The sequence below is a fragment of the Micromonospora lacuserhaii genome (genome assembly GCF_036902735.1).
Lineage (GTDB): Bacteria > Actinomycetota > Actinomycetes > Mycobacteriales > Micromonosporaceae > Micromonospora.
The window spans coordinates 26,566-43,451 of the sequence record NZ_JBAKHO010000045.1; the positions used below are offsets into that span (position 1 = coordinate 26,566).

General features: G+C 74.8%; 18 protein-coding genes and 1 pseudogene. 9 read left to right on the forward strand and 10 right to left on the reverse strand.

Annotation, left to right across the window (positions count from 1 at the left end; all coding sequences use genetic code 11):
- Positions 1 to 128: 128 nt before the first annotated feature.
- Complete coding sequence (locus tag V6U81_RS22870) at positions 129 to 515, forward strand: DUF2267 domain-containing protein (RefSeq protein WP_334491957.1); 387 nt, start codon at positions 129 to 131, stop codon at positions 513 to 515.
- A gap of 16 nt (positions 516 to 531) precedes the next feature.
- Here V6U81_RS22870 and V6U81_RS22875 read toward each other — a convergent pair whose 3' ends face one another.
- The gene (locus tag V6U81_RS22875; RefSeq protein ID WP_334491958.1) at positions 532 to 1,530 is read right to left on the reverse strand and encodes a helix-turn-helix transcriptional regulator; all 999 of its coding nucleotides are present in this window, start codon (positions 1,528 to 1,530) and stop codon (positions 532 to 534) included.
- A gap of 100 nt (positions 1,531 to 1,630) precedes the next feature.
- Between V6U81_RS22875 and V6U81_RS22880 the strand changes: the two genes are divergently transcribed.
- Entirely contained in the window at positions 1,631 to 2,311 is a 681-nt protein-coding gene (locus tag V6U81_RS22880) for a VOC family protein (RefSeq protein ID WP_334491960.1), read from the forward strand.
- A 14-nt stretch (positions 2,312 to 2,325) separates the two neighbouring features.
- On the opposite strand, the gene V6U81_RS22885 is transcribed toward V6U81_RS22880, so the two are convergent.
- The gene (locus V6U81_RS22885) at positions 2,326 to 3,375 is read right to left on the reverse strand and encodes a sigma-70 family RNA polymerase sigma factor (protein WP_334491961.1); all 1,050 of its coding nucleotides are present in this window, start codon (positions 3,373 to 3,375) and stop codon (positions 2,326 to 2,328) included.
- A 70-nt stretch (positions 3,376 to 3,445) separates the two neighbouring features.
- On the opposite strand from V6U81_RS22885, the gene V6U81_RS22890 reads away from it, so the two are divergent.
- On the forward strand, positions 3,446 to 4,279 hold the full coding sequence (locus V6U81_RS22890) for an alpha/beta fold hydrolase (RefSeq protein WP_334491963.1): 834 nt from the start codon (positions 3,446 to 3,448) through the stop codon (positions 4,277 to 4,279).
- 121 nt (positions 4,280 to 4,400) lie between these two features.
- Positions 4,401 to 5,579 (forward strand): hypothetical protein, encoded by a 1,179-nt coding sequence (locus tag V6U81_RS22895; RefSeq protein ID WP_334491965.1) that lies wholly within the window; start codon positions 4,401 to 4,403, stop codon positions 5,577 to 5,579.
- A gap of 34 nt (positions 5,580 to 5,613) precedes the next feature.
- Here V6U81_RS22895 and V6U81_RS22900 read toward each other — a convergent pair whose 3' ends face one another.
- Positions 5,614 to 6,198 carry a hypothetical protein gene (locus V6U81_RS22900; protein WP_334491967.1) on the reverse strand — a complete coding sequence of 195 codons (585 nt, stop codon included), beginning with the start codon at positions 6,196 to 6,198 and terminating at the stop codon, positions 5,614 to 5,616.
- 200 nt (positions 6,199 to 6,398) lie between these two features.
- Between V6U81_RS22900 and V6U81_RS22905 the strand changes: the two genes are divergently transcribed.
- The gene (locus V6U81_RS22905; protein ID WP_334491969.1) at positions 6,399 to 6,887 is read left to right on the forward strand and encodes a nitroreductase/quinone reductase family protein; all 489 of its coding nucleotides are present in this window, start codon (positions 6,399 to 6,401) and stop codon (positions 6,885 to 6,887) included.
- Between the two features lie 34 nt (positions 6,888 to 6,921).
- On the opposite strand, the gene V6U81_RS22910 is transcribed toward V6U81_RS22905, so the two are convergent.
- The 3 genes from V6U81_RS22910 to V6U81_RS22920 all read right to left on the reverse strand — a co-directional run bounded on the left by V6U81_RS22910 (position 6,922) and on the right by V6U81_RS22920 (position 8,926).
- Positions 6,922 to 8,154 (reverse strand): RNA polymerase sigma factor, encoded by a 1,233-nt coding sequence (locus tag V6U81_RS22910; protein ID WP_334491970.1) that lies wholly within the window; start codon positions 8,152 to 8,154, stop codon positions 6,922 to 6,924.
- 7 nt (positions 8,155 to 8,161) lie between these two features.
- A complete protein-coding gene (locus tag V6U81_RS22915) occupies positions 8,162 to 8,563 on the reverse strand; it encodes a YciI family protein (RefSeq protein WP_334491972.1) in 402 nt (133 codons plus the stop codon).
- A 99-nt stretch (positions 8,564 to 8,662) separates the two neighbouring features.
- A complete protein-coding gene (locus tag V6U81_RS22920; RefSeq protein ID WP_334491973.1) occupies positions 8,663 to 8,926 on the reverse strand; it encodes a class I SAM-dependent methyltransferase in 264 nt (87 codons plus the stop codon).
- Between the two features lie 38 nt (positions 8,927 to 8,964).
- Here V6U81_RS22920 and V6U81_RS22925 point away from each other — a divergent pair, with 38 nt between their 5' ends.
- Positions 8,965 to 9,171, forward strand: a complete 207-nt coding sequence (locus V6U81_RS22925; RefSeq protein ID WP_334491975.1) for a hypothetical protein — start codon at positions 8,965 to 8,967, stop codon at positions 9,169 to 9,171.
- A 106-nt stretch (positions 9,172 to 9,277) separates the two neighbouring features.
- Positions 9,278 to 10,036, forward strand: a complete 759-nt coding sequence (locus V6U81_RS22930) for a neutral zinc metallopeptidase (RefSeq protein WP_334491977.1) — start codon at positions 9,278 to 9,280, stop codon at positions 10,034 to 10,036.
- A gap of 8 nt (positions 10,037 to 10,044) precedes the next feature.
- Here the strand turns inward: V6U81_RS22930 and V6U81_RS22935 are convergent, their stop codons facing one another.
- Positions 10,045 to 10,842 carry an SDR family oxidoreductase gene (locus V6U81_RS22935; RefSeq protein ID WP_334491979.1) on the reverse strand — a complete coding sequence of 266 codons (798 nt, stop codon included), beginning with the start codon at positions 10,840 to 10,842 and terminating at the stop codon, positions 10,045 to 10,047.
- 102 nt (positions 10,843 to 10,944) lie between these two features.
- Here V6U81_RS22935 and sigJ point away from each other — a divergent pair, with 102 nt between their 5' ends.
- Both sigJ and V6U81_RS22945 read left to right on the forward strand, forming a co-directional pair.
- On the forward strand, positions 10,945 to 11,826 hold the full coding sequence (gene sigJ / locus V6U81_RS22940) for an RNA polymerase sigma factor SigJ (protein ID WP_334491981.1): 882 nt from the start codon (positions 10,945 to 10,947) through the stop codon (positions 11,824 to 11,826).
- 130 nt (positions 11,827 to 11,956) lie between these two features.
- On the forward strand, positions 11,957 to 12,604 hold the full coding sequence (locus V6U81_RS22945; protein ID WP_334491983.1) for an HAD family hydrolase: 648 nt from the start codon (positions 11,957 to 11,959) through the stop codon (positions 12,602 to 12,604).
- A gap of 194 nt (positions 12,605 to 12,798) precedes the next feature.
- Here the strand turns inward: V6U81_RS22945 and V6U81_RS22950 are convergent, their stop codons facing one another.
- From V6U81_RS22950 to V6U81_RS22960, 3 genes and pseudogenes are all read right to left on the reverse strand, one after another.
- Positions 12,799 to 15,348 carry an ABC transporter permease gene (locus tag V6U81_RS22950; RefSeq protein ID WP_334491985.1) on the reverse strand — a complete coding sequence of 850 codons (2,550 nt, stop codon included), beginning with the start codon at positions 15,346 to 15,348 and terminating at the stop codon, positions 12,799 to 12,801.
- Positions 15,348 to 16,115 carry an ABC transporter ATP-binding protein gene (locus V6U81_RS22955; protein ID WP_334491987.1) on the reverse strand — a complete coding sequence of 256 codons (768 nt, stop codon included), beginning with the start codon at positions 16,113 to 16,115 and terminating at the stop codon, positions 15,348 to 15,350. The genes V6U81_RS22950 and V6U81_RS22955 overlap by 1 nt, the downstream gene beginning before the upstream one ends.
- Before the next feature lie 395 nt (positions 16,116 to 16,510).
- A pseudogene (locus tag V6U81_RS22960) lies at positions 16,511 to 16,886 on the reverse strand (glycogen debranching N-terminal domain-containing protein); the annotation flags it as partial.

Below are 16,886 nucleotides of genomic sequence, written 5' to 3' on the forward strand. Positions count from 1 at the left end.
GGTCCACCGGCGAGCGACCGCCGGTGCGGCGGGCGCGAGCAACGCCGACGGTGCGCCCGGTCGGAACGCGCGTTTGCGGCCGGTGGCGGCGGGTAGCCACGGTGCCTGCTGGACGGAAGGACGTGGCAATGGCCGAGCTGGGGTTCGTCGACAAGGTCGCGGCACGGGCGGGTGTTCCGCCGGAGACGGCGCGGTCACTGGCCGAGGCCACCCTGGGCACCCTCGCCCAGCGGCTCAGCGGCGGGCAGTCGGCCGCCCTGGCCGGCCACGTCGCCGACGAGCTGAGCCCGCTGCTGGTCAAGGGCGCGGAGGAGCCGGAGGTCTTCGGGTACGACGAGTTCCTGCGCCGGGTGGCCGAGCGCGCGGGGGTGGATCGGGGTGTCGCGGAGCGGGGCGTGCGGGCGGTCCTGCAGACCCTGCACCGGGTGGTCGGGCACCGGGAGCTCGAGGACGTGCTGGCCCAGTTGCCGGCCGACCTGGGGGCGCTGGCCCAGCCCCTGCCGCACGGACCCTGACGAACAGGGCACGGAGCTATCGGCCGGCCGGCGGGGCCGCGACGTCGGGGAGAACCGGCGGCGTCGGCGCGTACCGGGCGGCGGCGGCCCGCAACTCGTCCGCCACCCGCCGCCGCAGCTCGGCCGGCGCCAGCACCTCGACGGCGGAGCCCAGGCCGACCAGCGCCGAGCAGGCCCATGATCCGCTCTCGAACGGGACGGTCAGCTCGACCTCGCCGGTCGCGGTGACCGGCAGCCGGTCCTGCCCCTGCACGGGCACGAGACGACGTAGCCGCGGCAGCGCCCGGGGTGCCACCCGGAGGGTGACCTCCACGGCGATCTTCTCGTCCTCCCACTCGCGGCGGACGTCGGCCCACGCGACGGCGAGATCGAAGGCGGGCGGGCGCACCGCCGGCTCGTCGAGCACCTCCACGGAGCGGACCCGGGAGATCCGGTAGGTGCGCCGCTGCCGGTCGCGCAGCGCCACCAGGTACCAGTCGCCGGCGGTGAGCACCAGCCCGAGCGGGTCGACCTCGCGGGTCGTCGCCCGCCCGTCGCGCACGTACCGCAGGCGCACCCGGCGGTCGCGCCAGACCGCGTCGGCGAGCGGGGTGAGGCAGGGCACCGGCTCCGGGGTGCCGTACCAGCGGATCGGGTCGAGGTGGAACCGCTCCGCGGTCCGGCCGGCGCGTTCCCGGGCCTCGCCGGTCAGGCTGGCGAGGACCTTGGTCCGGGCGCCCTGCAGCAGCTCGCCCAGCCCCAGTTGCTCGGCCGGGCCGGCGAGCCCGAGGAACGCCAGCGCCCCGGCCTCGTCGAGGCCGACGCCGGTCAGCCGGGTCCGGTAGCCACGGTCCAGCCGGTACCCGCCGGCCGGTCCTCGGGTGGCGCGTACCGGTATCCCGGTGGCCACCAGGGCCTCCACGTCCCGCTGCACGGTGCGCTCGCTGACCTCCAGCAGCCGGGCCAGCTCCCGGCCGCTGGCCTGACCGCGCACCTGGAGGTGCAGCAGCAGCGTCATCATCCGCGAGGCACGCACGGTGCCATGGTCGCGCACATATACGACAGAAGGTGTCGGGAACTCGGGTGAGACTCGGTCCGGCGGCGCGACCCGGCGACGCCCGGACGGACGGAGCGACATGGCAGACACGGTGCGTGGCCTGGATGAGCAGATCAGCCCGGCGCAGTTCCACCAGGCCGACGGCGTGCAGGACTGGCGGGTGCTGGGCGACGGGGCGTGCGCGTACTTCCACACCGGAACGTTCGCCGGTGGTGCCCGCCTGGTGCAGGAGATCAGCGAGCTGACCGGTCAGGACCACCAACCCGCCGTCGACGTGCGCGCGGCGGGCGTGACCGTGCGCCTGGTCACGAGCCGGCCCGGCTTCTACGGCATGACCAGGCGCGACGTCGAACTGGCCCGGCATATCTCCGCCGTGGCGCGGAGGCTGGGCGTGCCCGCCGACCCGTCCGTGGTGCAGAACGTCCAAATCTCGGTGGACGCGCTCGTCGCCGCCGACGTGCTGCCGTTCTGGCGTGCCGTGCTCGGCTACCGGGATCGGGGCGACAGCCCGGAGGACCTGATCGACCCGCGTGGCCGCGGACCACTGGTCTACTTCCAGCGGATGGACGCGCCGCGTCCGCAGCGCAACCGAATCCACCTCGACATCTGGGTGCCGCACGACCAGGCCGAGGCGCGGATAGCAGCGGCGATCGCCGCCGGCGGCCATCTGGTGACCGACGAGTATGCGCCGGCCTGGTGGGTGCTCGCGGACGCCGAGGGCAACGAGGCCTGCATCGGCACCGCCCCCACCGGGAGCTGAGCGGACGGTGCTGGTCAGGGCCGCGCCGGCAGCGACGCGGGCAACCCGACCGCGGCGAACTCCGCCACGTCCAGGAACGAGGTGATCGCCGCGATCCGGCCGTCCCGCACCGTCAGCACGTTGATCGACCAGGCGCGGTACCCGCCGGACTCGCCGGGTCCGCGCAGGTAGGAGGCGACCGCCGGCTGCCCGTTCGCCGCGGTGAGCCGGTGCCGCCAGCCGCCACAGCGGGTCAGCGGAAGCTCCCGGGCGAAGTCGCGCACCGCGTCCACGCCCCGGTACCAGTGCGGCATCGGCGGCATCGACCAGGTGACGTCCTCGGTGAGCAGCGCGACCAACGCGTCCGCGTCGCCGTTCTCCAGCGCGGTGGCGTAGCCGGTCACGAGGGCCCGCAGCCGGGCGTCGCCGAGCTGGTGCAGGGCCCGCTGCTGGCTGACCGGCGGCACCCGGTCGGCGACCATCGGGCGGGCCCGGGCCAGCGCCGAGTTCACCGAGGTGGCGGAGGTGCCCATCATGGCCGCGATCTCGGCGGCGGAGAAGCCGAGCACGTCGAACAGGAGCAGCGCGGCACGCTGGTTGCCGGGCAGGTGCTGGAGGGCGGCGACGAAGGCCAGCTCGACGGCCTCGCGCTGCTCGTAGCGTACGTCCGGGGCGGCCGGACCGGCGGGCAGCCCGGCTTCGGGATACGGCCCCAGCCAGGCGACGTCGCCGGCGGGCGCGTTGTCCAGCACGGCGCGCTCGCTGGCCGGGCCCAGGTCCACCGGCAGCGCCCGCCGGGCCCGGCCGGCGGCGAGGTCCAGGCAGGTGCGGGTGGCCACGGTGTAGAGCCAGGAGCGCAGCGAGCTGCGCCCCTCGAAGCGGGGCAGTGCCCGCCAGGCCCGCAGCAGCGCGTCCTGGAGGGCGTCGTCGGCGTCGTGGCGGGAGCCGAGCATCCGGTAGCAGTGCGCGTGCAGCTCCCGCCGCAGCGGCGCCACCAGGTCGGTGAACGCGGCGGGGTCGCCGGCGCGTGCCCGGACCAGGTCGGCGGCCGCCGGCGTGGCGGCCTTCGCGAAAGTCACGCTCACAGCGACGATTCTGCCGTACGACGGAAGTCTCCACCGTGAACGCACCGCACGCCACGACCCGGGAGAGCCGATGAGCACCACATCCGCCGACAACGTCACCGTCGCGACCCTCGAGATCCCCGACGGAATCCTGCACTACGAGGTACGCGGCCAGGGCCCACTGGTGGCGCTGGTCGCCGCGCCGATGGACGCCGGGGCCTTCGCCCCGCTGGCCGACCTGCTCGCCGTCGACCACACCGTCCTCACCACCGACCCGCGCGGCATCGGGCGCAGCCGGCTGCACGATCCGGAGAGCGACTCCACCCCGCAGCTGCGCGCCGACGACGTCCTCCGGCTGCTGGCCCACCTCGACGCCGGACCGGCCGCGGTGCTCGGCTCCAGCGGCGGCGCGGTCACCGTCCTCGCCCTCGCGCAGACCCACCCGGAGGGCGTCCACACGGTGATCGCCCACGAGCCACCGCTGATCGACCTGGTCCCTGACCGCGACGAACTGCGCGCCCGGGAGGACGACATGATCGCCACCTACCGGGCGGGCGACCGGCTGGGCGCCGGCCGCAAGTTCCTCGCCTCGGCCAACATCCACCTTCCCGAGGAGGTGGTGCTGGCCATGTACGGCGGCGAACCGGCGCCGCAGGCGGCGGCCGACGAGCGCTTCCAGTACCTGCACATGCTCAGCCTCACCACCCGGTTCCAGCCCGACGTCGCGGCGCTGCGCGCCGGCCCGGTCCGGGTCGTCGTCGGCATCGGCGAGCACTCCGCCGGTGAGCTCTGCGACCGCAGTTCCCGGGCGCTGGCCGACGCGCTCGGTGTCGCGCCGACGATGTTCCCCGGCGGCCACATCGGCTTCGTGCAGGACCCGGCGGCCTTCGCCGCCCGGCTGCGCGAGGTGCTCGCCGAGGGCTGAGCCCCCGAAGATCACGTTTCGACCCCGATCGCGCGTCGGATCCGACCGCGCCGTTGACCGGTTCGGGCCGGTTCCTTTGTGCTGTGCGCGGGCGGGACCGCCCGGATCGGGGGACAGCACGATGGAATCCACGGCACCGCCACCGGCACCGGCTCCGCCGCCGCGACCGCACCCGTTTCGGGGGTGGCTGGCGGTCGCGCTGGCCGGGGTGCTGGTCGGCGGGGCCGCCGGGGTGGCGTTCTGGCGGACGAGCAGCCCGCCGTCACCGGCGCCCGCCGAGGCCGCCGCCCCGGTCACGGCCCGGGAACTCCTCGCCGGGCTGCCCGGCCGGCTGCTGCCGCCGGCCACCCCGACCGCCCTGCCCACCGACCGAGCGGTGGGACGGGGTGCCCTGCTCTACCAGATCGAGGACCCCGACGGCTTCGACGAGAAGACCGGCACCTTCTCTCGACGCCCGATCTACCTGGTGACCGCCTCCGGTGAACAGTTCGGCGTCGGGCTGACGCCGGCCAGCCTGGGCAAGCCCAGCCAGTCGCTCTCCCCGGACGGCCGGTGGCTCGCCGTACGCCGGGATGGGCAGTGGTGGATCCGCGACCTCGCCGGGGCCACCGAGCGGGCCGTCCCGCCCGGGTACGAGTTGTCGCAGTGGTCGACCGACTCGGGTGCGGCCCTGCTCGTCCAACTCTCCGCCGCCGGTCAGACGTACACCGCGCTCACCCTGCCCGGCGGGAAGCTGCGCCCACTGGCGGTACGGGGGGAGCAGCTCAGCTCGGTGGCGGCCTTCCTGGACGGGCGTCAGCTGGCCACCGTGGACCTCGGCGTCGGCGGCCTGAACTGGCGGCCGCTACGCCAGCTCACCGTCACGGTGCGGGACGTCGACGGGGGCGCCACCCGGTCGGTGTCGCTGGCCACCGCCGACCAGCTGCGCCCCGGCGAGTTCTACAACGCGATCGTCCCGCTCGTGCGCGGCGGCGGCGATCCGCCGACGGCGTGGGTGATGCTCACACGGCAGGAGCAGGTCCCGACGGGTCAGCCGGAGGGCGCGCCGGCGGTGCCCGCGACGGCGGTGGTCGGGGTCGACCTGCGCTCCGGCCGACCGGCGGGCCGGATCGACCTCGTGGCGTCCCGGCGCGGCGCGGGGGAACACTTCCTTGGCCTCGCCGGCGCCGAGCTCCTCCTGCAACGCTGGACCGCCGGCGCCGTCGAACTGGTCGCCGCCGACCCGACCACCGGCCGGCGTCGGATGCTGACCTCGCTGCCCGACGAAGCGCGGGTCCTCGTGCCAGGCGACCTGTGGTGACTCCGCCCGGACGCCGCGCGGGCGGGCCGTGCGGTCACGAGTCCGTCGGCACCCCGGCCTCCAGCTGCCCGACCATCGGGGCGAGCAGCTCGTCCAGCTGACGGACCAGCACGGTGACGGCGCGCCGGGCGGCCGGGGCCACCTGGTCCGTCGGGCCGTCCGGCGCGGGCGGCAGGTCGTCGGGCGGGACCGGCGCCTCCACCAGCAGCGTCGCCCGCAGGTGCGGGGCGCGGGTGAGGTCCTGCTCGGACGGCGGCGCGTACTGGCCGAAGAGCTGTGGCCAGTCCCGCCAGCCCCGGTCGTGCCCCCACTGCCGGGTCCAGGTCAGCTCCGCCGGCCAGGGCGCCACCACGGTCACCGCGCAGATCAGGCTGCCGTCCCACGGGCTGCGCCGGCAGTCGGCGGCCACGATCCGCCGGTGCCAGCGGACGAATCCGGGGGTCAACCCGGTGGCCAGGCGCCAGGCGGCGACCGCGAACGTCACCGGCGCGATGTCGCCCCAGGCGTCGCGGAACTCGTCGATCCGCCGGCACACCTCGGCGTCGTACCGGCTGCGGCCGTCCGCGGCCTGCTCGCGGTCGACCGGTTCGTCCAGCCAGAACGCCCGCACCGCTCGCATCGCACGTCCTCCCGCCGGACGGGTCGGTCGAGGGCCATCATCGCACCGTCAGGCGCCCGGACGCCGTGCCGCCGCCGCGCGGGCCTTCGGCCGCCCCGATCGGGACGGTCCCCGGCCGCCCTCCGCCCCGGGGGGACCAACGCCCCTGGCGGCGTCGCCGGCCCGGGCCGACCCTGGAGTCAGGACGGCGGAGGTGGATCGTGAACCGGATCGGGGCGCTGCTGTACGAGGTCAAACGCCGGATGTACCCGGGTGACCGGCCGGGTCGGCTGGCCGGGGTGATGATCTGGGCCGACGCCGCCCAGTTCGCCGCCGGCCGGCTCTCCCCGCGCCGGGCCGTCACCCTGGAGGTGACCGGCCGCCGCACCGGTCGGACCGTCGCCGTGCCGGTCGTGGTGGCCGACCTGGAGGGCGAGCGCTACCTGGTGTCCATGCTGGGGCGCGACGCCAACTGGGTGCACAACGTCCGGGCGGCCGGCGGTCGGGCGGTGCTGCGGCGCGGGGGTCGGGAGCCGGTGCTGCTGCGCGAGGTGCCGGTGGCCGACCGGCCGCCGATCCTGCGCCGCTACCTCGACCTGGCGCCGGGCGCCCGTCCGCACGTGCCCGTCGACCGGCGCGCCCCACTGGCCGACTTCGCCGCGGTCGCCGAGCGCCACCCGGTCTTCCACGTCGTCGCGGCCCCTCGCTGACCCGTCGGTCACCTGCCGCCGTAGCCCGGGGCGATCACCGGCGGTCGGTCAGCCGGGTGGCGCGCGCGTACAGGTAGCGCTGCCGGGGCAGGTTCGTCGCCCGTCGGGCCGCCCGCTCGTACGCCGCGCGGGCCCCGTCGAGGTCGCCGGCCCGCTCCAACAGGTGCGCCCGGGTGGCGTGCAGCCGGGCGTCGTCGGCGATCCGCGGGTCGCCGTCCAGCCCGTCCAGCAGGGCCAGTCCGGCGGCGGCGCCCCGGGCCATCGCCACCGCCACCGCGTGGTTCAACGCCACCACCGGGTTGTCGGCGATCCGCAGCAGCAGCGCGTACAGCGCCTCGATCTGCGGCCAGTCGGTCGCCGCGGCGCTCGGCGCCTCGTCGTGCACCGCGGCGATCGCCGCCTGGAGCTGGTACGCCCCGACGTCCCCGCGCGGCAGCACGTCGTCGAGCAGCGCCACGCCCTCGGCGATCTGGTCGGCCCGCCAGAGCCGGCGGTCCTGCTCGGCCATGGTGACCAGTTTCCCGTCGGCGCCCACCCGGGCCGGCCCGCGCGCGTCGGTGAGCAGCATCAACGCCAGCAGGCCGGTGGCCTCGGGGTCGTCGGGGAGCAGCCGGTGCAGCATCCGGGTCAGCCGGATCGCCTCCGCGGAGAGGTCGACGCGGCGCAGCCGGGGGCCGGCGGTGCTGGCGTACCCCTCGGTGAAGACCAGGTAGAGCACGTGCCGCACGGCGTCCAGGCGGGCCTCCCGTTCGGCCGCGCCGGGCAGCGCGAACGGTACGCCGCTGTCCCGGATGCGCTGCTTGGCGCGGGTGATCCGGCGGGTCATCGTGGCCTCGGGCACCAGGAAGGCGCGGGCGACCTCGGTGGTGGTCAGCCCACCGACCGCCCGCAGGGTCAGCGCGATCTGCGCCGGCGGCGGGAGCGCGGGGTGGCAGCAGAGGAAGAGCAGTACCAGGCTGTCGTCGTCCGGCTCCCGCCGATCGGCCGGGGCGGCGTACGCGGGCAGGGCGCGGGCCACCTCGTCCTCCCGGCGCCGGCGGGCCTGCTCGGCGCGGAGCAGGTCGGTGAGGCGGCGCGATGCCACGGTGATCAGCCAGCCGCGCGGACTGTCCGGCAGGCCCTCGGCCGGCCAGCGGGTCGCGGCCGTCAGCAGCGCCTCCTGGACGGCGTCCTCGGCGGTGTCGAAGTGCCCGTAGCGGCGGACCAGCGCGCCGAGGACCTGCGGCGCGAGGGAGCGCAGCAGGTCCTCGACGGGGTGCGGGGTCACCGGGTGGTCAGCCGTCGAGGTCCTCGATGCCGTCGGCGACCGGGCGCACGTCGACGTACTGGTCCTCGGCGGCCGGGTCGACGAAGCGGGCGGCGATTTCGGTGGCCCGGTCGAAGCTGGCGCACTCGACCACGGTGAATCCGGCCAGCACCTCCTCCGTCTCCGGGTACGGCCCGTCGGTCACCACCGGCGCGCCACCGCGCAGCCGGACCCGCCGGGCGTGCACCGGAGCGGTCAGGCCCCGCCCGTCGACCAGTTCGCCGGACTCGGCGAGGTCCTTGTGGACTGCCTCCATGTGGGCGTGCATGGCGGCGACCTGCTCGGCCGTCATCGGCGGCCGGCCGCCGGGGCGCCCGGCCATCGCGTCGTAGTCCTGCTGCGAGCCGTACAGCATGATCAGGTACTTCACGGTCTCTCCTCTCGGCCGGCCCCGTGTGGGCCGGGCAACAGGGACGTCGGAGCCGGCCGGGCGTTCCGGACACCCGACCAGGCCGAGACTAGGCGACCGTCAGCCCACGACGCCGGAGGCGAGCAGCGCGGTGGGCAGGGCGGGCATGCCCGGCTCGGCGTCCACCGCGGCGCCCCGGTCGGCGGCCCGCGCGGTCACCGTCCCAGTGCCGCAGCCCACGTCGAGCACCCGGCCGCCGGGCCCGACGCCCGCCGCGTCGAGCAGCTCACCCACCGGGTACGCGCAGAGCAGGGCGAAACTGCGCCGGTACGCCTCCGCCCGGCCCGCCCAGCGATCCCGCTCATGATCATCGAAGCTGGTCATGGTGGGGCAGCCTAGCGGGCCGGTCGTACCGTGGATGAATGACGACGGCATGGGTGGTGCTCGCGGTGTTCGGCCTCGTGCTCGTGGGGGCGTTCGGTTGGGTGGCCTGGCGCGACCGGGCGCGGATCCAGTCCGCTGAGGACCACACGGCGGCGCGGGCCGCCCTCAAGGCGCAGCAGCGCAACGAGGGCGCCCGGCACGTCGCCCAGGGCAATGTGATCCATCGCGGCCAGGATCCCCACTGATCGCGGTGCCCGGTCCGGCCCGTGGCCGATGCGGTCCGCGCCCGGCATGATCGACCCACCGCCGGGGTACCGGATCTCATCGGCTCGCACGCCTGGGAGGGCAACTGTGACGGCACGCTCGGGACCGCAGTCGCGCGGGGGGTTCGCCGCCGCGCTGGTGGCGTTGGTCGTGGCCGCCGGCTGCGCCGTCGGCGGGGTGGGGGAGAGCGGCCCGGAGCAGCCGCAGGAGCCCCGACCTCAGCAGTCCGGGCCCGCCGCCTCGCCAGGCACGCAGACCAACCGGCCCGACGGCACCAAGAGCGTCGAGGAGTTCAAGGGCGACATCGACGACGCGGTGACCATCGCGCAGCGCTACTGGACCGCGCAGTTCAAGGCGTCCGGGCAGCAGTTCCGCCCGATCCGCCGGATCGTTCCCTACCAGCGTGAGGGCGAGGTCTCCTGCGGCGGGCAGGCGCTGCCCCGCAACAACGCGGTCTACTGCTCGCAGGGCGACTTCATCGCCTACGACGTCAACTGGTCGGTGGCCGCGTTCCGGCAGGTCGGCGACGCGTTCGTGTTCTACCTGCTCGGCCACGAGTACGCCCACGGCGTCCAGGTCCGCCTCGGCATCCGCTACAACTTCACCATCCAGCAGGAGTTGCAGGCGGACTGCATGGCGGGGGCGTACCTGGGCGACTCGGTGCGCTCCGGCGTCCTCACCCTCGACCAGGGTGACCTGGACGAGTTCCGGGAGGGGCTGCTCGCGGTCGGCGACGACCCCGACCAGCCGTGGTTCGCCGAGGGCTCCCACGGCACCGCCGAGCAGCGCACCGACTCGTTCTTCCGCGGGTACCAGAAGTCGCTGGACGCCTGCGACCTGAGCTGACGCCGGGGTCACCGGCCCGGCCGTACCCGCTCGGCGAGGAAGTCCTCCCAGCTGCGGCGACCGACGGCCCGGTCGGGGGCCAGGTTCGCGCCGGCCCGCAGCGCCCGGGCGGCCCCGCCCGGCACCGGGACGGGCACGATCGGCCGCCGGCGCCGCCCGGTGGCGCGCAGGTAGCCGCGGACCAGCTCGTCCATCCCGTACACCCGGGGGCCGGCCAGGTCCGGCACCTGGCCGGCCGGCGGGTCCAGGGCGAGTGCCACGAGCCGGGCGGCCACCTCGCCGGCGTCGACCGGCTGGAACCGGAACCCGGCCGGCACCGGGATCACCGGTAGCTTCGCCAGCTGCCCCAGGACCGTCGCCATCAGGTCGTGGAACTGGGTGGCGCGCAGGTTGGTCCACGGCAGGCCCGAGTCGGCGACCACCTGTTCGGCGCCCCGCTTGGCCGCGAAGTAGCCGAACATGGCGCGGTCGACGCGGCCGGTGACCGGGATCCGCTCGGCGCCCACCACCGAGATGTTCACCAGGTGCCGCACGCCGGCCCGGGACGCCGCCCGGACCAGGGTACGGGCCTTCCCCTCGTCGCCCTTGGCGCTGCCGGCGCAGTGCACGACCGTGTCGATCCCGGCGAGCGCCGCCTCGATCCCCGCGCCGCTGTCCAGGTCGCCGGTCACCTGGTCGACGCCGTCGGTGGGCTCGTGCCGGTGTCGGCTGAGCACCCGGACCGGGCGGCCGGCGTCGCGCAGCAGGGGCACCACGTGCCGCCCGAGGGTGCCGGTGCCGCCGGTGACCAGAACGGTTGACGTCATGACTCTCTCCAGTTCGCCGACCGGGGAACCGGTCCCCGGTCACACCCACCGGATGTCGTGGGTCTACTACTCAGACACCTGCGGGGAAAGGCGTGTGACACGGTGGACGATCAGCAATGGCTGGCGGAGCGTTTCGAGGAGCACCGGGGCCGGCTGCGGGCGGTGGCCTACCGGATGCTCGGCTCGGTGAGCGAGGCGGACGACGCCGTCCAGGACGCCTGGCTGCGGGTCGCCCGGGCCGGCACGGGCGAGGTGGAGAACCTCGAGGCCTGGCTGACGACCATCGTGGCGCGCGTGTGTCTCAATGTGCTGCGCTCCCGCACCCGCCGCCGGGAAGACCCGCTGGACGTGCACGTGCCCGAACCGCTCATCAGCCCCGCCGCGGGCGTCGACCCGGAGCAGGACGCCCTGCTGGCCGACTCGGTCGGGCTGGCCCTGCTGGTGGTGCTGGAGACGCTGACCCCGGCCGAGCGGCTGGCGTTCGTGCTGCACGACCTGTTCGCGGTGCCGTTCGAGGAGATCGCCGTGCTGGTCGACCGGTCCCCGGCCGCCGCCCGCCAGTTGGCCAGCCGGGCCCGCCGCCGGGTCCGCGGCCAGGCCCCGGCACCCGATCCCGACCCCGGCCGGCAACGCGACGTCGTCGACGCGTTCTTCGCCGCCTCCCGGGACGGCGACTTCGACGCCCTCGTCGCCGTCCTCGATCCCGACGTGGTGCTGCGGGCCGACGCCGGCCCGGGCGGCCGGGGCACCGTCACGATCCACGGCGCGCGCCAGGTCGCCGCGCAGGCGATCATGTTCCGTGGGCTCGCCCCGTTCGTCCGGCCGGCGCTGGTCAACGGTGCCGCCGGGGTGGTGGTCACCGCGCCGGGCCGGGTGCTGTCCGTGATGGGCTTCACCGTCACCGCCGGCAAGGTGATCGCCATCGACGTGCTCTCCGACCCGGAACGGCTGGCTGCGCTCGACGTCACCGCCCTGGACCGGTGAGCACGGCCGGTGGCTTTGATCTGCGTCACCGTGGCGCACCCGGCGACCACCGCGGCGGCGCCCGGTTGGCAGGATCGGGGCAGCCACCGCAACCCGGGAGGATCCGCTGAGCAGCCCACACCCCGCCGCCGTGCTCTTCGACATGGACGGCACGCTGGTCGACAGCGAGAAGCTCTGGGACGTCGCGCTCCAGGAGCTGGCGGCCGAGTACGGCGGAACCCTGTCCGACGCCGCCCGGCGGGCGATCGTCGGCACCAGCATGGCGGCCTCGATGCGGATCCTGCACGACGACCTGGGCCAGCCGGACCGGGATCCGGAGGTGAGCGCCGCCTGGATCAACGCCCGCATCCTGGAGCTGTTCCGCACCGGCCTGAGCTGGCGGCCGGGCGCGTTGGCCCTGCTCCGGGCGGTACGCGCCGCCGGCATCCCGACCGCGCTGGTCACCTCCAGCGGCCGGCCGCTGGTGGAGGTCGCCCTGGACACCCTGGGGCGGGACAGTTTCGACGCGGTGGTCTGCGGCGACGAGGTGGACGCGGCCAAGCCGCATCCGGAGCCGTACCTGACCGCCGCCGGGCTGCTCGGTGTGCCGATCGAACGGTGCGTGGCGATCGAGGACTCGCCGACCGGGGTGGCCAGCGCGCTCGCCGCCGGCGCGGCGGTGCTGGCCGTACCGCTGGAGGTGCCGATCCCGCCGGCCGACGGCGTACACCAGGTGGAGAGCCTCACCGCCGCGGACCTGGAGCTGTTGGCGGCGCTGCTGGGGGAGCCCCCGGCCTGAGCGGGCGGGTCACCCCCTGCCCCAGCGCCCGCGTGCGGGCCTCCCTCCGTCACATCCTCACCCCCGTGCCGTCCCCCGGCAGCCCCAGCCTGTCAGGTCGGCCGACGCCGCGGTCGCGATCGGGTGATCCGGTCGCCGGACGCGCGACGGCCCCCGCACACTCCGGTGGCGGGGGCCGTTGCGTGGTGCCCGGGTCAGTCGTGGGCGATGGCGCCCAGCACGTTGATCCGGGCCGCCCGGATCGCGGGGAGCACCGCGGCGATCACGCCGATCAGCGCGGCCAGGCCGAGGAAGAGCGCCATCTGGCCCCAGGGCAGCCGCAGGTCGGTGATGCCCTCGTCCTTGAGCGCCCGGACCACCGCGGCGCCCAGGCCGGTGCCGACCGCCAGGCCGAGCAACGCGCCGAAGATCGAGATCACCACCGCCTCGACGGTGATCATCCGCATGGTCTGCGACCGGCGCAGCCCGATCGCCCGCAGCAGACCCAGCTCGCGGGTCCGCTCCAGCACCGACAGGGCCAGGGTGTTGATGATGCCGAGCACCGCGATCACGATGGCCAGGGCGAGCAGGATCTGGATCATCCGCAGCGGGGTGTCCAGCTGGCTGGTCTGCTGCTTGATGAACGCGTCCCGGTCGGCCACCGACACCTCGGGGCTGTCCGCGAGCAGCGTCTCCACCCGTGGCTGCACGTCGGCCACCCGGGTGCCGGGGGCCAGCTGCACGAAGCCCTGGATCGGCTGCGGGATGGCGAAGTTCCGCGTCGCCTGCGGCGGCAGCACCACCGGGTTGGTCAGCTGGGTGCTCTCGTAGATGCCGCTGACCGTGTACGTGCGGGCCTCCCCGCGCGACAGCTGCACCGTCACCGTCGAGCCGACCGACACGTTCCGCGACTTGGCGGTGTCCGAGCTGAACAGCATCTGGTCCGGGCCGAGCCGGCCGATGTCACCGGCGGTGGCCTTCGCCCCGAAGATCCGCTCCAGCGCGCTGACGTCGCTCGACGCCGCCACCCAGGTCCGGGTGCCGTTGACGGTGGCCATGTCGCCGTACTCGCCGTCGACCAGTTGGACGCCCGGGATCGCCGCGGCCTTCTCCAGCACCGCCGGGTCGAAGCTGGGCGGCCGGGGGCCGCTCTGCGCCCCGGAGATGACCAGCTCGGCCTTGATGGTGTCCGCGGCGACCTTGCTGATGCTGCCCTTGGCCGAGTCGAGGATCACCGTCACCCCGGTGACCAGGGCGATGCCGACCATCAGCGCGGCCGCGGTGATCGCGGTGCGGCGCGGGTTGCGCCCGGAGTTGAGCCGGCCCAACTTGCCCGGCACCGACCAGGCGAAGATCGCCCCCAGCAGGGAGACCACCGGCCGGCTGATCAGCGGGGTCAGCAGCGCCACGCCGATGAAGGCGAAGAGCACCCCGCCGAGGATGGTGGCCAGGGTGTTGTCACCGGCGTGCCCGCCGAGGCCGAGGAAGAGCAGCACCGCGCCGATCGCCGTGACCACCCCGCCGGCCACCGTCACCTTGGTCAGCGGCCGGTCCGGCGTCGCCACGTCCTGCATGGCGGCGATCGGCGGGATCCGGGCCGCGCGCAGCGCCGGCAGCAGCGCCGCCACCACGGTGATCACCAGGCCCACCCCGAACGCGCCGATCACCGCCGCCGGTGGCACCCCGAGCCCGGCCAGGCTGAGCCCGCCGGCCAGCTTGCCGAACAGGTACGCCAGCAGCGCGCCCACCCCGATGCCGGCGGCCAGCCCGAGCACCGAGGCGATCAGGCCCACCATGATCGCCTCCAGCACCACCGACCCGATGATCTGCCGGCCGCTCGCCCCGAGGGCCCGCATCAGGGCCAGCTCCCGGGTCCGCTGCGCCACGATGATCGAGAAGGTGTTGAGGATGAGGAAGGTGCCGACCAGCAGCGCCACCGCGGCGAAGCCCAGCAGCACCTTGTTGAAGAAGGACAGCCCCTCCTTCAGGCCGGCGGCCTGGTCGGCGGCGGCCTGCTCGCCGGTCTTCACCTGGTAGCCGTCGCCGAGCGCCGCCGCGACGTCGTCGCGCAGCCGCTCCGGGCTGACCCCGTCGGCGGCCCGGACGCCGATGCTGGTGAAGGTGCCCGGCTCGCCCAGCATCAGCTGCTGCGCCACCGGGGTGGTGAAGGCGACCTCGTTGACGCCGCCGATGCTGCTGCGCCCGCCGCTGTAGCCGAAGACGCCGACCAGGGTGAACTCCTTCTTCGGCTGCAGGGTCAGCACGCCGACCCGGTCGCCCACCTTCACCTTCGCCGCGTCGGCCAGCGCCTGGTTGATCACGATCTCGCCGTCGGACCGTGGCTCGCGCCCCTGGCGCAGCTCCACCAGCTCGCCCTCGCCGACCCAGTTCTCGCCCAGCTGCGGCGGCCCGAACGAGGTCACCACCTTGCCGTTGCTGCCGATCAGCCGGGCGCCGTCGGCGTTGACCAGGCCGGTCACCTTCGCCACGCCGGGCAGCCGGCGGATCTGCTCGACGGCGGCCGCCGGCACCGGGGCGGGCACCTGCTCGCCCTCGGTCTCACCGAGGGCGACCTTCGGCTTGCCCTCGACGTTGACGTCGACCTCGGAGAAACCGTCGGCGAAGACCGCGTCGAATGACCGGCCCAGGGTGTCGGTGAGCACGAAGGCCCCCGAGACGAACATGACGCCCAGCACCACCGCCAGGCCGGACAGCAGAAGGCGTACCTTCCGCGCCAGCAGGCTCTTCCACGTCGCGCGGAACATCAGTGACCCACCTCGGCGGGAGCGTCGAGCTTCTTCATCGTGTCCAGCACCGTGTCCGCGGTCGGCTCGATCAGCTCGGAGACGATCTGCCCGTCGGCCAGGAAGATCACCCGGTCGGCGTACGCGGCGGCGGTCGGGTCGTGGGTGACCATCACGATGGTCTGGCCGTGCTCGCGCACGGAGTCGCGCAGGAACCGCAGCACCTCGGCGCCGGACCGGGAGTCCAGGTTGCCGGTCGGCTCGTCGGCGAAGATCACATCGGGGCGGGAGACCAGCGCCCGCGCGCAGGCGACCCGCTGCTGCTGGCCACCGGAGAGCTGCGCCGGCCGGTGACCCAGCCGGTCCCGCAGACCGACCGTGTCGATCACCGTGTCGTACCAGGCCGGGTCGGGCCGGCGGCCGGCGATCGACAGCGGCAGCACGATGTTCTCCTGCGCGGTCAGCGTGGGCAGCAGGTTGAACTGCTGAAAGATGAAGCCGACCTTGTCCCGGCGCAGCTTCGTCAGGCCGGCGTCGCCCAGCCCGGTGACCGTGGTGTCGCCGATCGACACGGTGCCCCGGGTGACCGAGTCCAGCCCGGCCAGGCAGTGCATCAGCGTCGACTTGCCGGAGCCCGACGGGCCCATGATGGCGGTGAACCGGCCGCGCTCGAACTCGGCGCTGACCCCCCGCAGCGCGACGACCTGCGCCTCGCCGCTGCCGTACACCTTCCACACGTCACTGGCCCGGGCCGCGGCCTGCGCCTGCCGGCCTACCGTCGCGGTCACGTTCATCTACCTCTTCCGTCTGCCTGCGGCACCCACCGCCCCCGCTGGTCGGTGGGGTTGATCCCATCCTCGACGCCGTGCCGCCCGGATCCCTCCGCCTCCGGGGTGACCCGGGGCGGATTTCCCGCTGCGGGTCGGCCCCGACCCCGGCTCAGGGTTGCCCCTGAGCCGTCGACGGTCGACCGTGATTCCCGCACCCCGGGACAGCGCAAGCGTCGACGCTAGGACCTGACGCCACGTCATGGTCAACCCCGCCGCGCCGTCTTTCGTCACGGTAGGTGACGAAGGCAACGGAGCCGTCGTCCGTAGGGCGACTCTCCACGTACGCCTGGCGTAGTAGTTGCTGCCGGCCGCCGGGGCGTGTCGCAGGTCTACCGGCGAACGCGATGCCGCGGTCAGTGTCGCGCCGCGTGGGCGCGACCGAGGGCGCCGGCCCGGCCCCACCGTCCGGGGATGTGGAGCAGCTCGATGCGGCCCATGCCCGGGGGCACGGCCGGTTTGGTCACGAGGTGGTCCCCGCGCGGCTCCATTCCGAGCATTGTCCGCAGCAACAGCAAGGGGGTGCCCGTGGACCACGCCTGCGGACTGCACGCCGTGGGGTACAGGACCGGGTACCTGGTCAGCTGGCGGTCGTAGCCGCCGAACGCCTCCGGCAGCCGGCCGTCGAAGAACTCGGCGGCGTCGATGATCCCCTCGGCGATGCGCCCTGCCTCGTGGGTGAAGCCGTAGCGCCGAAGGCCCCAGGCGATGAACGCGTTGTCGAAGGGCCAG